Here is a 17591-nt window from a genome sequence, read left to right as displayed (position 1 = left end):
GGATTGCCACCGTGCCGCTTCGTGCTGACCCATGACCATGCAGGTCATCAATGACACTTCGTAGGCGTCATATAGCAGCGATACCTCTCGGCAGGTCGCCGTTTGGCAGGCCAAAACCAAAAGTTCTATCATTCGATATTGGGTAGTTGATGCGAAATCGAAGGTTGCGTCAGCATTTGCGCTGTACGACGGCAGTCCACACAATGATGCCGTTGAAAGCAGGATTGCTGAAGCAGTGCAAAGGAACGGTCGTGACATCCGATAACTCCCAATTCGGCAAGGGGGCAGCGCGGACAAGAGCTCCGCACCTTGAATGCAAGATTGAGCAACCAGCGTGACGAAGTCCTGAACAAACCCTGAATTTCTTCCGAAGGATTCCGACCTCCTTCGAGCTCTACCTCGATGGCGGACGTATCAGCATCGACAAGTGTCCCGCCGAACGCGAATTGCGTTTCATCGGGCTCGGGCGCCGCAAGTGGGATTTCGCAGGCCTTAGTAGCGGTGGCAGAAACCGCGCTCGGGCGATGACGTGATCGAGACCGCCAGGAAGCGCCCGTGAACTCGCAGGCTAAGTGACCATGTCCTCGACCACGTCGACGATCATAAGATCAATCGGCTCGGCGAAGGGGCGCATCGATGCCGTCGGGGGGCGGTTACAGCATCAGAGCAAGTCTGGAGCCTAGTGATCAGTCGATGGTGGGGTCTGCCCGCATGTCTGCTCAGTGCAGGAAGCGGACGCACGGCAGATTCGCCCTGGACCGGCCGGAATGCGCAGCGAGCGGACGGTAGCGCGATATCCCGTTGGCGACGGCATAGGGTAAAAGCGGTCATGCTGCTTGGGGCGCATCGAAAGGAGTTCGAAACGTTCCTTTTCCTTGGTTGTGGTCTGGAGTGGGCGAGTAAATTCATCCCTCGTCACATTCGAAACGTGTTAGTGTGAGATGCAACGCCAGGACGTTGAAGCTGCCTGCGTCGCCAACTGCCAGTTCAAAGCAATGCGATGTCCGGGATGGATTCGATGCAGGAACTGAACTCTCTGATCGGCGAGCTCTACGATGCCGCGTTGGATTCGACGCGCTGGGAGATTGCTCTTACGGCGGTCGCGGCATATCGCGACGCGATTTCGGCAGGGATTGTCGTATTCGACACACGTACCCGGACGCTTCGAAATCAGATCATGTCAGACGGGGACAGCAGATCAAGCCGAGATTTTCTCGATACCTATGGTGCTCTCATGCCGCCCGAGTTCTACAATGCTTCCCTGATGACTGTAGATAAGGCTATCTGCTCAATTGATGCCATCGATCGAAGGGTGTTTGAGAGTAGTCGCTTCTTCAGGGAATGGGTGGAGCCGAATGGCCTTGTTGATTCAAGCGCCTGTTGCCTGATGAAGGATGTCAATCGCTTCGCGATGGCAGCATTCTTCTTGGCCCGCGAGGCCACAGATCGGGATCGCGAACTATCGGAGCTCTTTGGGGTACATATTCGGCGGGCGGCCACGATTTCCGACCTCCTGAACTATAGGCTCGTGGAACTCATGGACTTCGAGAACACGCTGAACACGCTGAGCGCGCCGATGATGCTGGTCGATGAGGCAGGCACTATCCATTTTGCCAACCATGCCGCCGAAGCAATCTTGCGCCACGGTGGACTACTGCGTTCGGCAAAAGGCCGGATTTCCGCCGGCTCGACAGCGCTGACGAAGGCGCTGCATGCAAAGATATGCGAGGTTATTCGCAGCACAGTACCGACTGCTGCTGTAGGAATTGGGGTGCCGGGTGAGCACGGACCGCGGTCCGGTGCTGTCTTGCACATACTCCCGGTAGAGCGCCATTTGAGCGGATCACTGCCTATTGGTCCCCGGGCTGTTGTCTTTGTTGGAACGCAGTCTGCACGCCCAATGATCGGCCCCAATATCCTATCGGCAGTGTTTGGATTAAAGCCGACCGAATCTGAAGTAATGCTTCATCTCGCCCAAGGCAGTTCCATTGAAGAAGTAGCAGAAGTACGAGATTGTGCGGTCAGTACAGTCCGGACTCATCTGCTAAAGGTTCTAAGCAAGACAGGGTCACGGCGCCAGAGCGATCTTGTTCGCATCGTCCACCAGTTGGCGCTCTAGGACAGCCCTACACCGACTTATGTCCGATCTCACCCTCTGTGCCAGTCACAACAGTTCTCCACCATCTGGTGGACGCCAGTCACTGCCTTTCGGGCTAGTCTGAAATCAGGGCCGCCGCAGAGCGAAGTCAATTCTCTTGCATTTGGACAGAGATTTCTCGGCATTTCCGCAGACGTGCTTAGCTCGATCTGGCGCCCTTCTATTGGCTGCAACTGTCTCACAGGAGAACCCGATGCCAAACGCTGGACCGAACATCATCGGCAAGCAACCCGGTCCCCAACCGTTGATGTTTCACGAGGGAGATCGCGCTATTGAGGAAAAATTCAACGCCATGGGAGGGGCAGCGCGACTGGGCAACATTGATCACAAGGAAATCGGCAAGGTCTGGTTCTTCAAGAACGGGTCCTGCATTTGCTACAACAAGAAGGCAAAGCGCGCCTTTGAGATTCATGGTGCGATCTATAGGAAATGGCTCGAGATGAATGGTTTACATTTCGGGGTGCCCGCGACGGATGAGACCGAGACCCCTGATCGTAGCGGACGGTACAATCACTTCGAGGGCGGCAAGTCCATCTACTGGAGTCCCGGAACCGGGGCGCACGCGATCTACGGGGCCATTCGCGACAGATGGGAGGCGCTTGGCTGGGAGAATTCCTATCTAGGCTACCCGATGACTGACGAGATAGACTTTGATGGCGGTCGCGCCACCGGCTTCCAGCACGGCGACATATACTGGTGGGACGATCTGGGCGCGATCGACCTCAGGGGGATCGTAATCCACTACACGGGCATGTATTGCTTCGACAAGATCGATGGGCTGGGCGACGACTCTCCCTTCGCGGTGATAAGCGTCGCATCGGCCAATGATGTCGCCACCCAGCGAACCCAAATCTACGACAACATGCGCGACGGACAGTCCCGCCCGATGGTGCCCGCGATGGAGGTCTACCGCGGTAAACCCTATGGCCTGGTGCTCGATACCGTTCTGGTAGAACATGGACCCGGTGGTGATCCGGATAAATATCGCGACGATGTCAAAAAGGCCTTGCTCGCCGTCCATACCATTGGCGTCGCCGCCCTTGGACTCATCCCGGTCGTTGGCCCGATCATTGCCCCGATCCTAGGTCCAGCGCTTGGCGCGCTAATGCCTGGAGTCGGTGATGCTGTCTCGAACCTTCTCGGCGACAAAAAGATCGGCGAAAATACTCGCCAGATAGGTCCTAAGGAACTGGTTCGCTTGGCGGCCCGCGAGGAGAACCGAAACTTCGAGGGCATCGGCTTCCGCTTCGACACCGGGCGGATCAATGGGCGCGGAGGTTCCTACACGCTTTACTATGGGATAGTCCCGGCCTAGCGATCGCTCCGTCGCCAGCGTGCCGCATTTGTCAGGCTGGCCGAAAATTCTGCGGAGTCCGATGTAGATCAGTTATCCGGCGCCCAGCAACTTTACAGCTAGAAAGGCATGGGCAGACGCCATGACGATGGCCGATACCCCTACTACGGCCAGCAGAGTGTGGATCACATCGACTAAACCGATGCCGAGGCCTGCATGAGCAGGGCGGCGCGCGTAGCCCGGCAGCTATCTGGGTCTGGAGACCGCTGTGGTCGCCAGACCCAGCGTCCGCAAGCTTCCATTCAGGCAGAACCCGGCTAGGGTCGGCTCAGCGCCCTTCGTGCCCGTCGCATAGCTGACGCTTCGCCGCTTCTGCCCGACCGCCAGATGCTGCTTCGAGGCGGCCCAAGCTTGGCGTGACCAGCGGTGTAGGGCTGACCTGAGTAGGATACCCCGGCACTGCACCCGGGGGCTTAGTTCTGCTCTTGGATCCACACCCCGGCCTGGATGAGTTGGGGTATTGGTCTGAGGCGGTTGGACGGGTTGAGTCCTGAAAATGCTCCGCTCCCACGGAGGCGTCCATATCCCTCAATCCGTCAATTTGAAGATCTTCGAGAATACTGCGACCTTTGGCTCTAGGTAGAAGGCTCAGGCGCCTTTGATCCCAAAGCCCGCCGCACTTGAACTTCGATATCCTCCTTATTCCAGGAACGGTGGACTTCTATAAGCTCAACTCCTGCACGTCTAAGGGCCTCTCGTTTCACCGCATCCCGAAGAAATGTCTTCTGGTGATAGTGGCCGCTGCCCTGCACCTCGACGGCCGCGGTTAGAAGGCCAAATCTATCAATTATTGCAAAATCCAACCGCTTTGAATTGATTGAGGCGTGGGCATCTTTCCTCAGCTGTTCGGTCGCTGACGACGGTCTTGGTTGGATCAGCTCGCCCAGACTGGTTTGCGCCATAATTCTATGCATTTGGCCGCCTTCTGCAACGACCCGGTCCAAAACCTGTAGCACTTCATACTCTGCCTTGTTCAGTAATCGACGCTTCTCAAAGCTCACTTTGGAAATAGCCTCGAGCTGGGCCTGTGGATTCGAGAGGTCTCTTGATTCAAAATAAGGTCGTTCTGGGTTGGAAGTCCGGTGTCTGTTTTGAAGCCAGTTTCGGTTTGGATTGCGTTGTCGCGATGGACGAAAATGCGGCTTCCTGAGAAGTTTCGCTATATGCCAGACCAGAAATGCGGAGATGATACTTAGCGCGATGATTTGCTCACTTGGAAGTTTCAATGAGCCTAAATCGATTAATAAATCACTCTTCATACAGCACCTTCAGAAATGTACTTGAAAGTTTTGGAAGTATTACCGTGGAGGTCCTTAACAAACTTGAGTGGTATAACCCTTCGCTATGCTTGGTCAATGCTCCAAAGGCGTCACGTGCCGGCCTCAAATTTTAATGTGGATCTGACTTAGTTTCTCTACCCGCCAATCATGGCGAGCGCTGCCCGACCATTCATGCCGTAGGGGTTTCCGAGGGTCTCCCAAGTGTCCTGATGGTAGAGATAGGGCCCAACCAAAAGGGTTGCGGCTTTGCCCGCAGAGGTGAGTGCCGCCGCGAAGTCTTTCGCCTGCCTTTGAAACTCCGGTGTTTCAAGGGTGCCAAATGACACGATGACGGGAGCTGTTATTCGATCGAGGTGTCGCTGGGGGCTCATGTCCTGTTCCATCTCGTCCGTGAATGCAATGTAATTTCTTCGCCAGGACAAGCGGACTGGAGCGAGATCGTACATGCCGCTCATGCACAGCCCGCCCTTCACCGCATCGGAGGGCAGACCGAATTCGGTCCAATCGGTCGTCAAAACCACCGCGGCTAAGTGTCCTCCGGAGGAATGCCCCCCAATGTAAACTTTCTCCGGATCCCCACCGAAGCTCTGCGCATTGTGAACCACCCAAGCGATCGCACGCCTGACCTGACCCGCAAGTCTCCCAAGGTCCCCATCAAGTCTTCGGACGTCCGAAAAATCGAGCGCAACGAACTGAATGCCGCGGTCAATAAAGAGCTCGGCGGCGAAGCCGGACTTCGCCGCATCGAGGCCACGCCATGTCCCTCCATGGATGAAGACGAACACGGGCGCATTTGAAGCATCCGCCTTGTAAATATCTAGTGCCTCATCCGGGTTCTGCCCGTACTCCGCGCGCTGTGGGTATCCCTTTCTGGTACGCAGATCATAACTTGCCACTGACAGCCTGCTTGTCACCTCTTCTATGTGCGGCTGGTAGACCTCCTGCCGGTAAGCGGCATCTAGTTCCTCCTGATCCATGTTCAGCCACACGCGTGGCCCTTGGACATGATCCTGAAGGGGAAAGCCGCAGGGTGTCTGGCCAAGCGCTGGTGCCGCCAATGAGGCTCCGACGAGGGAAAGGGCGGATCGACGTGAGCATCTTTCTAAAACATGCCGACGCATTGTTATCTCCTTGAATAGAGCATCTGCGGCGGCGAATTGTGTGGGAAACAACGCGGAAACATTTCGTAGGCTCAACCTGATTTTTCCGTCCGTCGCGCCGTTGATCAATACCACGTCCCCAGCACATGGCGGAGGATTCTTTTGAAATCCTATTTCACCAAGATCTCGCTTGGTATCTCCTGCGCATTGGTGGAAAGCAAACTGCGGACCTTGGATTTATCGAGTGCAGAGAGGGAGTGCGCGAGACCACTGTACCATTGGTTCAAACCTTTGTCTCTGGGCGCATAGGAATTTGATTCTCAGCCCTCGCTGCAGTCGATTGTTCTGCTCCGAGCCTGCGAAATCACTGGCCGATTGCAGACCGCAGACTGTGCCAGATGATCCGCTATCGACCTGCAGGTCACTGACGAGAGCTCTTCATATCGTCGCCGCATGGAAACGTTGGTCGCCTTTCCGTGCCAAGTCCACCGAAGTCGGCGCCCTTTGCGGCGATCCGATGAAGTCAGTCGGGATGCACGTCGTGAGGCGAGCATCCGGCGGCAAGCACGATGGCGATCCAGTTGACGTCGGCCCGCAGTCCCAGTTCGGCGAGCCAGGCATCCTGCAACCTGTATGCGGAGAGTTCCTGTGCCTCGGGGCAGACCCAGTGCTGGGCGCCGTCCTGCCGGTGATGGACGATCTCGTGAAGCAGGATGCTGACGTCCACAGGGTCCCGGCGGTCCCACGGCCGAACGAGGTAGATCGTGTCCGTCTCCGCATCGTAGAGACCCCGTGTCGGGCCGGTTCCGGCGAAGCGCGGTCTTGATCTGGCATCGGCACTGGCCTGGCTGATCAGGCGGACGTCCGGTTCTGTCGCCTTCCTGGGCCAGGGCGCGCGGGCATCGAGCCAGGTCTCGAGGGTCTCGACGAGCACGGAGACCGTTGCAGAGTGCCGCCACTCCAGAGCATCAGCATCGGCGCCAGCCTCCTGGGGCGAAAGAATGAGCATGCTCAGAACGAGACTGGCACATGGCCTCAGGAGGGTCCCGGCCAGACGTGACATCACGCCCACCTTTGGAGACGGACATGGGCTCTTTCGGGGAGCCCTCCCGGTGCTGTCGGTCATCGCGAACCTCCTCCGCATCTGCTGGCGGGAAGCGTAGGGATCGGCCGGGACGCGGGCGGGATTGGTCGGAGGCAGGCGCGGGAAGAAAGCGGGAAATCGTCGCGAACTCGCGGGAAATGTGGTTCAATTCCGCTGACCGTAGATGAGTGTGGGAGAGCGAAGTGGCCACGGTGTCGATTTCGCTCCTGGGGGATTGCCGGATCACCCCGTCGGCGAGCGATCCGGTGGCGTCCCTCGGGCAGAAGGAGCAGGGCCTGCTCGCGGTGCTGGCGCTGGCGTCCGGCACGCCCATCCCGCGCGAGCGGCTTGCGGCCCTGTTGTGGAGCGATCGCGACGAGCTGCACGCCCGCGACAGCCTCAAGCACGCGCTCGGGCATCTGAGGGAGGCGCTAAGATCCGCCCGGGACGCGCTCTGCTCGGACAGGCACAGCGTGCACCTCGACCCGGTCGCGGTGGACATCGACGCTCTCGCCTTCGAGCGGCACTGCGCCGAGGGCTCCGAAGCCGCTGCGGAGCGTGCGCTCGCGCTCTATCGCGGCGGGTTGCTCGAGGGCTGCGCGGTGCGCGATCCCGCCTTCGAGGACTGGCTCGCCACGGAGCGGCGGCGCTTCGGACGCCTTGCCGAGCAGGCGGCCGGGCGGGTGATGGCGGGCGCCCTGGAAACGGGCGACGCGGACCGGGCGCTCGGGGCCGCCCTCCGGCTCGAAGCCATGGACCCCCTGCGCGAGGATGCGTGCAGGACGATCATGACCTGCCTTGCCCGCAAGGGCGACCGCTGCGGCGCGCTGCGCAGGTTCGAGACCCTGCGCGCCGCCCTGCGGGATGAGCTCGGCGTCGCGCCCGAGCCGCAGACGCTGGCGGTGGTCGACGAAGTCAGCAAGCACCCGCTGCGGCAGGCCGATCCCGCGACCCCGCCGCACAAGCCGGCGCGGCCCTCCATCGCCGTGCTCGCCTTCGACGTTTCCGGGACTGAAGCCGAACAGGCCTATTTCGCCGACGGGGTGGTCGAGGAGATCATCGGGGCGCTGTCTCGGGTGCGCTGGCTCTTCGTCATCTCGCGCAGCTCGAGCTTCACCTGGCGTGGCGAGCAGGAGGACGTGACGCGGATCGGCCAGACCCTTGGGGTGCGCTACATCCTCTCGGGCAGCGTCCGGCGCGGCGGCGATCGAATGCGGATCGCCGGCCGTCTGGTCGACGCCGCAAGCGGTGGGCTGCTCTGGGCCGAGACCTTCGAGGGTGGGCTCGAGAATGTCTTCGACCTGCAGGACCGGGTCACCGCGCGCGTCGTCGGAGCGGTGGCGCCGCGGCTCGAGCAGGCCGAGATCGAACGCGCCCGGGCCAAGCTCACCGGGCATCTCGACGCCTACGATGTCTACCTGCGCGGCCTTGCCGCCCTGCACCGCTGGACCCGCGAGGGCAATCTCGAAGCGATAAGCGCGTTCCGCACCGCGACCGCGAAAGACCCCGGCTTCGCCTCTGCCTACGGGCTGGAGGCGCGCTGCTATTCGCAGCAGAAGGCCTGCGGCTGGGTCACCGATCTTCCGGCGCTGATCGCGGCGACGCGGCAGGCGGCCGGGCGCGCCATCGACCATGGCCGGGACGATGCGGTCGCACTGGCAACCGCGGGGATCGGCATGGCCTTAGTCGCCAACGAGGTCTCGCACGGCGACGATCTGGTTACCCGGGCGCTGGAGCTCAACCCCAACCTCGCCAATGCCTGGCTGTTCAGCGGTTGGATCAACGGCTGGCTGGGCCGGGCGGAGATCGCGCTCGACCACGTGGCGCGCGGGATGCGCCTGAACCCTTACGATCCCGAAACCGCGATGATGTACGCCGCCAAGGGCTACGCGCATTTCGTGGCGGGCGACTACGCCGATGCTGCAAGGTGGGCGGAACGCTCGGCCCGGAACCGCCCGAGCTACCTCATCGCCTCGTGCATCCTGGCCGCGAGCAGGGCCTTTCTCGGCGACATCGAGGAGGCGCGGCGCATGGTGGCCCGGATCCGCGAGATCGACCGCCGGATGAGCGCAACGAAGCTCATCGCGCACTACCCCATCCAGCGCGACGTCGACCGGGATCGGTGGAGGGAAGGCATGAGGATCGCGGGCCTCCCGGACTGACATCTTTGTCTCGGGCGCGACAGGCGTTCATGGCCAGCCCGAAGCTGTCGGACGTTCGGCCAGCAACTTTGACCTTACACGGGTACGACGCGCGGACTGCAGGCCATCGCTACGCCCACTGCGCTAGGGGGCCTCAGCTTTTCGAAGGCGGTTCTCCCTACGCGCAGAGACAAGGCCTGGAGCGCGCAAAAGCGGACTCTTGCTCAGAGTCGACCAAGTCAATGAAGCGTAGTTGGCGAAATTAGTGTCATCATTAATGACATTGATTGACCATAGGTCAAATTTGCGTCACAAGTAGTGTCATCAATTCGGAGACTCAGGGTGACGGCGACCAGAACCTACAACAGCCCTCTGCGTGACGAGAAAGCCAGGGCAACGCGCGAGGCGATCCTGCAAGCGCTCTACGACCTGATGAAGGACGCAGAGGATTCTTCCGAGATCGGGATGGATGCCATCGCGGGCCGTGCAGGCGTCCAGAAGCGGACGGTCTTCCGCCACTTCTCGACAAAGGAAGAGCTTTTCGCTGCATTCTGGCCGTGGCTGAACGCAAGGATCGGCGCCTCCGTGTCGCCGCGCGCGCCTCGCGACGTCCTGGATGGCCCACAGCACGCTTTCCCGCTCTTCGATGACCACGAGGCCGCCATGCGCGCCGCGCTTCATACGCGGACCGGGCGCGAAATGCGCATGGGCACCGTGGAGGCCCGGCGTATCCACTTCGCCAATGCCCTCGCGCCTGTCTGCGCGTCCCTGGCGCCGGAAGAGGCCCGCAAGGTCACGGCCCTGGCGCATCTGCTCTATTCAGCCTCCGCATGGGAGGTCCTGAAGGATTATGGCGGTCTTTCCGGTGCCCAAGCCGGGGAGGCCGCGTCTTGGGCGCTCGAGGTGATCCTGTCCGCGGTCACAAAGGGCGACGTCAGGGCGGACATTGCATCGCAGCGAAAGGATGAACGCGATGAAGCTTGACCGAAATGCCTCCACCGACGCCGACGCGATCTGGGTCGTTGGAGACCGCATCCGCTTCCTCGGCGGACTGCCGACAACGGATGTCGAACTGATCGAGGTAGACGTGCCGCCGGGATCGGGCACACCGCCGCACAGCCACGCCTCCGCCGAGATGTTCTATATCCTCTCGGGCGAATTGACGGTCCGGGACTTCTCAGAAGCAGGGCACCCGCCATCCGTCACCGTGGCGAAACCGGGCGACGCGATCACGGTCGCATCCCGCAAGGCGCACAACTACAGCAACGAGGGCGACATGCCGGTGAAAATGCTCGTGCTTATCGAGCCGTCCATGATCGCCTTCTTCCGCGAGGCCGGCACCAGCGAACCGCAGGCAGAGCCCGATTCTGCACGGCTCGGTGCAGCCATGGAGCGGCACGGCATCGACCTGCTCGGTGCGGCAGCCTGAGCAACTGCAAGAGACCAGAACCGGCCGCGCATGAGCAAGCGCGGCCGGTGCATCCTGGTCAAAGCTGCGCTGCTCCAACCCCATTGGAGAGGTCAACCAGCATACCCGTTCCGCGATGTGGCCCGCGTCGAAATCCGTCGCGACGGCCCCATCAGAAGGTTGCATTTCCAGCGCGAAGCTTTCGCCTGAGGGCAGCTAGAAGGTCTGGCTGTTGCAGCGGTAGTCCACAGTCTAGCTCGCAAAGCCCGCGTAGATCGGCCTTTCTACAATCTCTGGGAAACTGTGGCTGCCATCATGCGCAGCCTTCAGGCAGGTTTCGGCGATGGCGATCTGTTCTGGCCTGCTGCCGGTTTCATGGACCGGCCAGGATTTCATCTCGACTCGCGAAGTGGTCGCCTATCCGTTCCTATTCGGTTCAGGTCAACTCAATGGCGCTTATGCGATTCCAGTGCGGGGGAAGGGCGGTTGCGAAGAGCTTCATTCGGCCGGTCCAGAAATCTGGTCGCGCACCGGTTTAGAGCAGGCTCCGGTCGCATGCGGTGTTCGGCTCGGGCACCAGCGCGCAGGAAGCGGACCTGGCTCCGCTGAGTTCGTTTATCGAAACCTGCCGTTCAGAAGGAGCGCAGCGATCGGCGCCTCCGAGCCCAAATTGTCCATGGCCAGCGAGAGCGATCTCGCAAATGCAGCGAAGGGCGCGGCATCGCCCTCGGCCCATTTGTATGTGCCGGCTGCTGTTCGCAATCGAGAAATCGGCACGACTTCGGAAATCGCTCATATGTATCCGGCCTGTTTGTCGGCTCGCGGGCCGTGGCCTCGATGGGGTTACGCACGCACCGTGGTCTCATTAGCGGCAAGGTCGATGATGACCTAAAGGGCCGTCAGACTCTGGGGGCGTAGTTTCTCCGTTCCATGCTGTCCTCTTTCGCGAACTCCTTAGTGACCGGGAAGCTGTCAGATCGCTTCCATGGCCAAATCCCTGGGGGTGTCGAACCGTGTGCCGTGACGCAGGATGCTCCACGCCGTGCGGGCCAGCTTGTTGGCCAAGGCAATCGCAGCCTTGTTCCTGGGCATTCGGGATACGGCGCGTTCGAGCCAGGCTCCGAAGCTGAACGCCTGCCATCGGTGGGGGCGCATCATTATCACCTTGGCCGCCTGCACGAAGAGCATGCGCAGGTATCGGCTTCCCCGCTTGGTGATCCGCCCGAGGATCGCGCGCCCTCCCGTGCTGAACTGTCGGGGCACCAGCCCGACCCAGGCGGCGAAGTCGCGGCCTCGGTCGAAGGCATCGCCCCGGCCGACCGCCGCGACCATGGCCGTCGAAATCACCGGTCCGATGCCGGGGATCGACATGATGTTCGCGCAGTTCTCTTCCGTGCGGCTGATCTCCTCAATCTCCGTCGATACGGCGGCAATCCGGTCATCGAGCCAGAGCCAGTCGCCGTAGAGCCCGATCAGGATGCTCCGCATGCGGGCAGAGATCTCGTCGCGTCTCTGTTCGAGGATCGCCTCGAAGGAATTCCGCAAGGCGCGTAGCCCGCTGCGAACCGCGATCCCCTGTTCGATCAGGAAGGCACGGATCTGGTTGATCGTTGCGGTACGCCGCGAGACGAGCCGGGCCCGCACCCGATGCAGGGCCTGAAGGTCGAGCTGGTCCTGGCTCTTCTCCGTCACCGTCCGGAGGTTCGGCCGCAGAGCGGCTTCGGCGATCGCCTCTGCATCGTTGTAATCGTTCTTCTGGCCCTTGTTGAACGGCTTCACGTAGATCGCCGGAATGATACGCGGTTCGAACCCCATGTCGCGCAGCCTTCGGCTGACGAAATGGGCGCTGAGGCAGGCCTCCATCCCGACCACGCATCGTGGCAACTTCTCGAACGTTGCGTCCAGCGCGAGCCGCTTGATCTGCTTGCGCAAAACCACCTGACCCGAGCGGTCGAAACCGACCAGATGGAAGGTATCCTTGCCGATATCGATGCCGACAACTGCCAGGTCTTCAATGCTTCCTGTCTTCTTCGCACACATGGCTGCTTCTCCTTTGGCGCGGATTATCCTGCTCCAGGATAACCCGACGGTGGGGAAAGCAGCCGGCACATCCCATTAGCGGTCACTCATCTCATGACTGGACGCGGTAACGCAGCGTCACCAAAGCTGCCTTTTTTGCCATCTGCAGCGGAAGCGACCGCAAGGACAGACTTAGAGAGGACCTTCCCGCCCCGCACTGCGACTCCTGCTTTGTCGCTGCAACAGCCAAGGCCCGCGAATTGGGAGTCGGATAGCGAAAGTTCGCCACGGCAAGTTCGGTTATCCGCTTGAGGCTTTCTCGATCGGCCAAGGGGTACCTTCGCAGTTCGTTTCTGCGCTCGTGGGCCTTGATTCTGTGTTAGTCTACCGGTCTCAGCACGAGGGGGGAGAGACCTTGGGACACCTTGTGGACATAGGTCAGTCTGCGAAGTCGCCGGGCCTTGAGTTCAGGTTGCTGGGAGATGTGGTGGTCCTGCGCGACGGCGCGCCGGTCGAATTGCCCCGGTCGCGCAAGCTCCGGGCGCTACTGGCGCTGCTCATCCTCGAAACCGTTCCAGTCAGTCGCCAGCACCTCTGCGAGGTGCTTTGGGAATGCCCGAATGACCCGCGCGGGGAGTTGCGATGGTACTTGGCAAAGTTGCGCCGGATCGTTGACCAGCCCGAACGTCGCCGCTTGATATCGAGTGCGGATACTGTGGCTCTCGATCTTGACGGGTGCGCGGTCGATGCTTTGCGTGTCCTGAAAATGATGGAAACCTCGCAAGTGGCTGGTCGCGCCAAGGACTCCAGAAACAACACTGGTCTGGAACTCTTCCGCGGCATGTTTCTGGGGGATCTCGACCTGACCGGATCGCAGGCCTCGCTTTGGCTGAATGCGCAAAGGCGCCGCTTCGCTGGCTGCGAACTCAAACTGCTGCAGCATCAGTTGGAATTGCTGCCACCGGCATCGGAACTGGTCGCGCCACTGCTCGATCGTTGGCTCGAACTCACGCCCTACGACATCGCCGCGCACCGCGCGCTGCTCGAGCATCTCGCGCTGCGCGGGCGGCAGGCCGAGGCGGAGACCCACGTGGCGACCGCAGTGCGGCTCTTTGCCGAGGAGGGTGTGCCAGAGGACGGGCTCCGGAGGATTTGGAACGAAATCCGGCATCGAACGCGACCCTCGCCTGCGACGAATGATGTCTCTCCGGCCAAGATAGGCCCCCCCGGGGCAACCGATAAGGAACATGCGCGGCAATTGCGCCCGGGGCTTGCGGTGATGCCGTTCCGTTTCCTGCAGGACTGGTCCGAAGGACCTGCCATTGCTCTTGGCCTGACCCGAGATGTCATCACGCGGATGGCGAAGCTGCGCAGCCTCGCGATCATCGCTCTGGGGTCCACTGAGGCGGCCGCAGGGACTGGCAGATCGGCCGCCGAGGTGGGATCGGAACTTGGTGTGAGCTACGTGGCCACAGGCGTGCTGCGCAAGACACCCGATCGCCTCGCCCTCGAGATCGACCTAATCGAGACCGAGACCGCGCATCTCGTCTGGACCGAGGTGTGCGAGGCGCCTTCAGTTGACCTCCTCGGAGCGTTGGACACGCTGGGAAGGCGCGTGGTCGCGGCCCTGACTGCGGAGATCGAGCAGGCGGAACGCAATCGCGCGATCCTGAGGCCGCCGACATCACTCGACGCGTGGAGCCTGCATCACCGCGGGATGTGGCACATGTATCGCTTCACCCGTGCCGACAATGCCCGGGCGACACAGTATTTCCGCCAGTCGGTTGCAAGGGACCCGACCTTTTCGCGCGCCTTCGCCGGGCTGTCGTTCACCCATTGGCAGAACGCTTTCCAACACTGGAGCGATCCCACCGGCGAGAGTGAGAGCGCCTATGCCTGCGCGATGCAGAGCCTGCAAGCCGACGAGCATGATCCAGCCGCGCACTGGGCCTTGGGCCGCGCGCTCTGGCTGCGCCGCCAACACGCCGCGGCGGCCAGCGCGTTGCGCCGGTCGGTCGAACTGAGCCCGAACTTCGCGCATGGGCACTACTCGCTGGCCTTCGTCGAAGCGCAGAGCGGCGACCCTCAGATGGCAATCCAGGCCGCCGATACCGCCCGTACGCTCAGCCCTCTCGATCCGCTGTTGTTCGGGATGCTGGGAACCCGCGCGATCGCGCACTTGCGCTTGGGCCAGTTCGACGAGGCCGCCGACTGGGCCCTCCGCGCGGTCGCCCGTCCAAATGCGCATGTCAACATCCTCGGGATCGCAGCACTGACCCTTTCGCTTGCGGGACGCGTGCCGGAAGGTCGGAGCATGGCGGCGGCCATCCATGCGACGCAACCGGGCTACGACGTCGATTCGTTTCTCTCGGCCTTCCACTTCTCGCCGGAACGGGCCCGCCAGTTGCGCAGCGCCGCGGCCAAGGTGGTGCTCGGCTGAGCCGTGCGATCACGGTTCCACTCCATTTCCAACATCCTGTTCCACGCCCGGTCCCACGGCGAGGGATCATTCTGTGACCCAGCGGCCGAGAACTGCCTCACACCCAGCCGCAGGCACCGGAGAGACAAATGACGCATTTTACAAGATTGATCGAACGACGTGGGGCAACCGTAGCCCTTGCCCTGATAATATCGCTTGGCGCGGGATCCAATTCTCTGATGGCCGGAGACAGCGCCCACTCGGTGAAGACCGCGGACGAAGTCGAATTCGGGGCCGGCCCGCCGCTTCTTCCGCCGGGTGCCGAACTGGCAGTCCTGGCCGGCAATCCCGGCGAACCCGGGGTCTTTGTGATCCGACTACGCTTTCCCGAAGGCTACGTGATCCCTCCACATACCCACTCAATGGACGAGTTGGTGACGGTGATCTCTGGCCAAATCGGCATCGCTATGGGCGAGACGCTCGACCAGAAGGGACCACTGCTTCCGGCCGGAAGCTTTGCCGCGCTGCCGGCGAACATGGCGCATTTCGCCTGGGCCAACGAGATCACGGTGGTGCAGATCGCCGGAATGGGCCCCTTCGACATCACCTATCTTGAGAAAGCCGACGATCCCCGAACCAACTGACATCCCGTGAACACGCCGAGTGGACAGCGCGACTTCGGCCACGCTGACCACTTTTCCTGTCGAGTGCCAACCACAACGGTTGATGTGGTCCCTTTATGCGGTTCGCGGGCACTTGAGTTTAAGGCTCGGTGCGGCCTTGCAGCGGCGCACAACAAACCTCGACCTTGGACCGCTCCGAACGTCGGCTTCCACCTTTTCTGGGTGATCGGATTGTCGCCGCAGCAAAGGTCCGGAATTCGCCCTTCCTCCCTCGTGACTTCGCGAGTGCAGCGTAAATCGAGCACATGCGGCGAACGGCTGAAAGGTCCGCACCATTGCCGCCCCATGCTCTCGGGGTGAAGGGCCGCTTCGTCGCATAGGCATCTCGGGGCGAAGGTCGCGTTTGGGCTCAAGTAGCCAAACGGCCCTGTCCAAAAAACCTGGGTGGGTCGACTCAGCGCAGGCAAGGGACGGCGAGATCGCGGCGTGACACTGGTCGCATGCAAAGCGCGTATTGCGTTTGGTGGCCCGCCCGATGACTTGGACATCATTGACACGCGCCCCAGCTTCGAAAGGACTCGCGCCTGATGCCAATCTGCCCCATGCTCCACCGATGTTGGAAAAGCACACCGTTGCGATCAGCGCCATTAGGGTTCCGCTCAAGCGAAAAAAGACGCTCTGCGAGGACAAAGTCAACAAGCTCGCCGAGAGCATTTTGGAGGACGGACAGACCACCCCAATTCAACTCCGGCCTGACGGAGACGGCTACGTGCTGATCGAAGGTCTCCACCGACTAGAGGCGCTTCGGGAGCTGGGAGAGGAGTCCGTGCTGGCCTATTTCGTGCGCGCTCGGCTGCACTGAGTCGCACGACACTACGGGCCGCGCCAGGAGTCCATGACAGTCACGTCTTGGGGATTACCCGGGTGGCGAGGCGGTCGACGCGGTCAGACGTTGCTCATGACCGGGACGGCAGGCAGGCGCAATGAGCTGCCAAGGACTTTGTGGTCACGTGTCTCGGCCCCTCTCCTTTTCTCCGAATGCAATGTTGTTCAGAAGGTCTCGCAGCCAGATGTGGCGTGCGTCGCTCCGGTTATGTGGGTGCCAAGCGACCTGCGTCGGGAAGGTGCCAAGGTTCAGTGGGACCGGCATGTCTCGGAGACCATAAGGTTCGGCGATCATCGCCGCTATGCGCGCAGGGACCGTGGCGATGCCTCCGACGCGGGCGACTGTCGGGGCTGCCGTCAGGAAGTGCGAGACGATCATCGCGGTGTTGCGGCGCAGGCCTGTGTCGGCGGTTAGTTTGTGCAATCCGGTGCGCCATTTTCCCGGCGGCGCCACCACCACATGCGGAAGCCGCTCATAAAGGTCGCGATTCAGGGTCGCGCCGTCTGCCAAAGCCTCGGGGGCTACGATGCAGCGGAATCCGTCATTGAACAGTTCCGAGACGACCAGGTCCTCCGGTGGAGGGGAGAACCGTCCGATGGCGAGATCGAAGCTTTGCCCGGCAAGGGAGCGCGGATCCAGGTCCGGGCCGATCGGGGCGATTTCGAGCTCTGCCTTGGGGGCGTGACGCGCGAAGGCGGCGGCCAGAGGCGGGGCGAGCACGACCTCCGCGTAAGGACCCAGCAACAGCCGGAAGCGCCGCGTGCTTTGAGCGGGGTCGAAAGGCTCGGCGGCACGGAACGCCCGTTCGAGCCGGTCCAGCCCGGCCGCGACGTCCGGCGCGATCTGCAACGCTTTCTCGGTCGGCTCGACGCCATATCTCGCGCGCAGGAAAAGCTCATCCCCCAAGGCGCCGCGCAGCCGCGCAAGCGCCGCGCTGACATTGCTTTGCGACTGGCCGAGGCGTCGCGCCGCAGCAGTGACATTGCGTTCTTCCATCACGGCGTGGAAGACGCGAAGAAGAGATATGTCTGGGGTCATGTGTCCAGCTTACCGATATCTGACATGCTGCGCATCAATTTCTCGATTTGCAAATTCGTCCCATATCACTGCGGAGACGTT

The 17591-nt window shown here is 61.4% G+C and carries 14 protein-coding genes and 1 pseudogene; 10 read left to right on the top strand and 5 right to left on the bottom strand.

All coding sequences use genetic code 11. The annotated features are described in order from the left end of the window. Positions 1 to 356: 356 nt before the first annotated feature. The 3 genes and pseudogenes from PVT71_RS29000 to PVT71_RS28990 all read left to right on the top strand — a co-directional run. The gene (locus tag PVT71_RS29000; RefSeq protein ID WP_353476855.1) at positions 357 to 533 is read left to right on the top strand and encodes a transposase; all 177 of its coding nucleotides are present in this window, start codon (positions 357 to 359) and stop codon (positions 531 to 533) included. 485 nt (positions 534 to 1018) lie between these two features. After that, a complete protein-coding gene (locus tag PVT71_RS28995) occupies positions 1019 to 2119 on the top strand; it encodes a LuxR C-terminal-related transcriptional regulator (protein ID WP_353476738.1) in 1101 nt (366 codons plus the stop codon). Positions 2120 to 2615: 496 nt separating this feature from the next. After that, positions 2616 to 2855, top strand: a pseudogene (locus tag PVT71_RS28990) (esterase); the annotation flags it as partial. A 1232-nt stretch (positions 2856 to 4087) separates the two neighbouring features. Here the strand turns inward: PVT71_RS28990 and PVT71_RS28985 are convergent. The 3 genes from PVT71_RS28985 to PVT71_RS28975 form a co-directional block, all read right to left on the bottom strand. Beyond that, entirely contained in the window at positions 4088 to 4771 is a 684-nt protein-coding gene (locus tag PVT71_RS28985) for a DUF2726 domain-containing protein (protein WP_353476737.1), read from the bottom strand. A gap of 155 nt (positions 4772 to 4926) precedes the next feature. Next, positions 4927 to 6021 carry an alpha/beta hydrolase gene (locus PVT71_RS28980; RefSeq protein WP_353476736.1) on the bottom strand — a complete coding sequence of 365 codons (1095 nt, stop codon included), beginning with the start codon at positions 6019 to 6021 and terminating at the stop codon, positions 4927 to 4929. Positions 6022 to 6415: 394 nt separating this feature from the next. Beyond that, a complete protein-coding gene (locus tag PVT71_RS28975) occupies positions 6416 to 7018 on the bottom strand; it encodes a DUF6647 family protein (RefSeq protein ID WP_353476735.1) in 603 nt (200 codons plus the stop codon). A 170-nt stretch (positions 7019 to 7188) separates the two neighbouring features. Here PVT71_RS28975 and PVT71_RS28970 point away from each other — a divergent pair, with 170 nt between their 5' ends. The 4 genes from PVT71_RS28970 (at position 7189) to PVT71_RS28955 (ending at position 11417) form a co-directional block, all read left to right on the top strand. Further along, positions 7189 to 9138: a BTAD domain-containing putative transcriptional regulator gene (locus PVT71_RS28970; protein WP_353476734.1), complete on the top strand. Its 1950-nt coding sequence runs from the start codon at positions 7189 to 7191 to the stop codon at positions 9136 to 9138. 321 nt (positions 9139 to 9459) lie between these two features. Continuing rightward, positions 9460 to 10101, top strand: a complete 642-nt coding sequence (locus tag PVT71_RS28965; protein ID WP_353476733.1) for a helix-turn-helix domain-containing protein — start codon at positions 9460 to 9462, stop codon at positions 10099 to 10101. After that, a complete protein-coding gene (locus PVT71_RS28960) occupies positions 10091 to 10546 on the top strand; it encodes a cupin domain-containing protein (protein ID WP_353476732.1) in 456 nt (151 codons plus the stop codon). Before PVT71_RS28965 ends, PVT71_RS28960 begins: the two co-directional genes overlap by 11 nt. A gap of 322 nt (positions 10547 to 10868) precedes the next feature. Continuing rightward, complete coding sequence (locus PVT71_RS28955; RefSeq protein WP_353476731.1) at positions 10869 to 11417, top strand: hypothetical protein; 549 nt, start codon at positions 10869 to 10871, stop codon at positions 11415 to 11417. Positions 11418 to 11497: 80 nt separating this feature from the next. Here the strand turns inward: PVT71_RS28955 and PVT71_RS28950 are convergent, their stop codons facing one another. Then, positions 11498 to 12565, bottom strand: coding sequence for an IS110 family transposase (locus PVT71_RS28950; protein ID WP_353476730.1), 1068 nt, complete (start codon positions 12563 to 12565; stop codon positions 11498 to 11500). A gap of 466 nt (positions 12566 to 13031) precedes the next feature. Between PVT71_RS28950 and PVT71_RS28945 the strand changes: the two genes are divergently transcribed. The 3 genes from PVT71_RS28945 (at position 13032) to PVT71_RS28935 (ending at position 16448) form a co-directional block, all read left to right on the top strand. Continuing rightward, on the top strand, positions 13032 to 14984 hold the full coding sequence (locus PVT71_RS28945) for a BTAD domain-containing putative transcriptional regulator (protein WP_353476729.1): 1953 nt from the start codon (positions 13032 to 13034) through the stop codon (positions 14982 to 14984). 128 nt (positions 14985 to 15112) lie between these two features. After that, on the top strand, positions 15113 to 15607 hold the full coding sequence (locus PVT71_RS28940) for a cupin domain-containing protein (RefSeq protein ID WP_353476728.1): 495 nt from the start codon (positions 15113 to 15115) through the stop codon (positions 15605 to 15607). Positions 15608 to 16199: 592 nt separating this feature from the next. Next, the gene (locus tag PVT71_RS28935; RefSeq protein ID WP_353476727.1) at positions 16200 to 16448 is read left to right on the top strand and encodes a ParB N-terminal domain-containing protein; all 249 of its coding nucleotides are present in this window, start codon (positions 16200 to 16202) and stop codon (positions 16446 to 16448) included. A 144-nt stretch (positions 16449 to 16592) separates the two neighbouring features. On the opposite strand, the gene PVT71_RS28930 is transcribed toward PVT71_RS28935, so the two are convergent. Then, on the bottom strand, positions 16593 to 17510 hold the full coding sequence (locus tag PVT71_RS28930) for a LysR family transcriptional regulator (RefSeq protein WP_353476726.1): 918 nt from the start codon (positions 17508 to 17510) through the stop codon (positions 16593 to 16595). Between the last annotated feature and the right edge of the window lie 81 nt (positions 17511 to 17591).

Source organism: Salipiger sp. H15 (assembly GCF_040409955.1).
GTDB lineage: Bacteria > Pseudomonadota > Alphaproteobacteria > Rhodobacterales > Rhodobacteraceae > Salipiger.
The sequence above is the reverse complement of the archived record's forward strand: the minus strand, read 5'-3'. Positions and strand labels throughout refer to the sequence as shown.

Bases quoted from the DNA above. Each gene is read 5' to 3' on its own strand.
- PVT71_RS28930 (WP_353476726.1), bottom strand. From the start codon at position 17,510: ATGACCCCAGACATATCTCTTCTTCGCGTCTTCCACGCCGTGATGGAA.
- PVT71_RS28940 (WP_353476728.1), top strand. From the start codon at position 15,113: ATGACGCATTTTACAAGATTGATCGAACGACGTGGGGCAACCGTAGCC.
- PVT71_RS28985 (WP_353476737.1), bottom strand. From the start codon at position 4,771: ATGAAGAGTGATTTATTAATCGATTTAGGCTCATTGAAACTTCCAAGT.
- PVT71_RS28975 (WP_353476735.1), bottom strand. From the start codon at position 7,018: ATGACCGACAGCACCGGGAGGGCTCCCCGAAAGAGCCCATGTCCGTCT.
- PVT71_RS28950 (WP_353476730.1), bottom strand. From the start codon at position 12,565: ATGTGTGCGAAGAAGACAGGAAGCATTGAAGACCTGGCAGTTGTCGGC.
- PVT71_RS28935 (WP_353476727.1), top strand. From the start codon at position 16,200: ATGTTGGAAAAGCACACCGTTGCGATCAGCGCCATTAGGGTTCCGCTC.
- PVT71_RS28960 (WP_353476732.1), top strand. From the start codon at position 10,091: ATGAAGCTTGACCGAAATGCCTCCACCGACGCCGACGCGATCTGGGTC.
- PVT71_RS28995 (WP_353476738.1), top strand. From the start codon at position 1,019: ATGCAGGAACTGAACTCTCTGATCGGCGAGCTCTACGATGCCGCGTTG.
- PVT71_RS28955 (WP_353476731.1), top strand. From the start codon at position 10,869: ATGGCGATCTGTTCTGGCCTGCTGCCGGTTTCATGGACCGGCCAGGAT.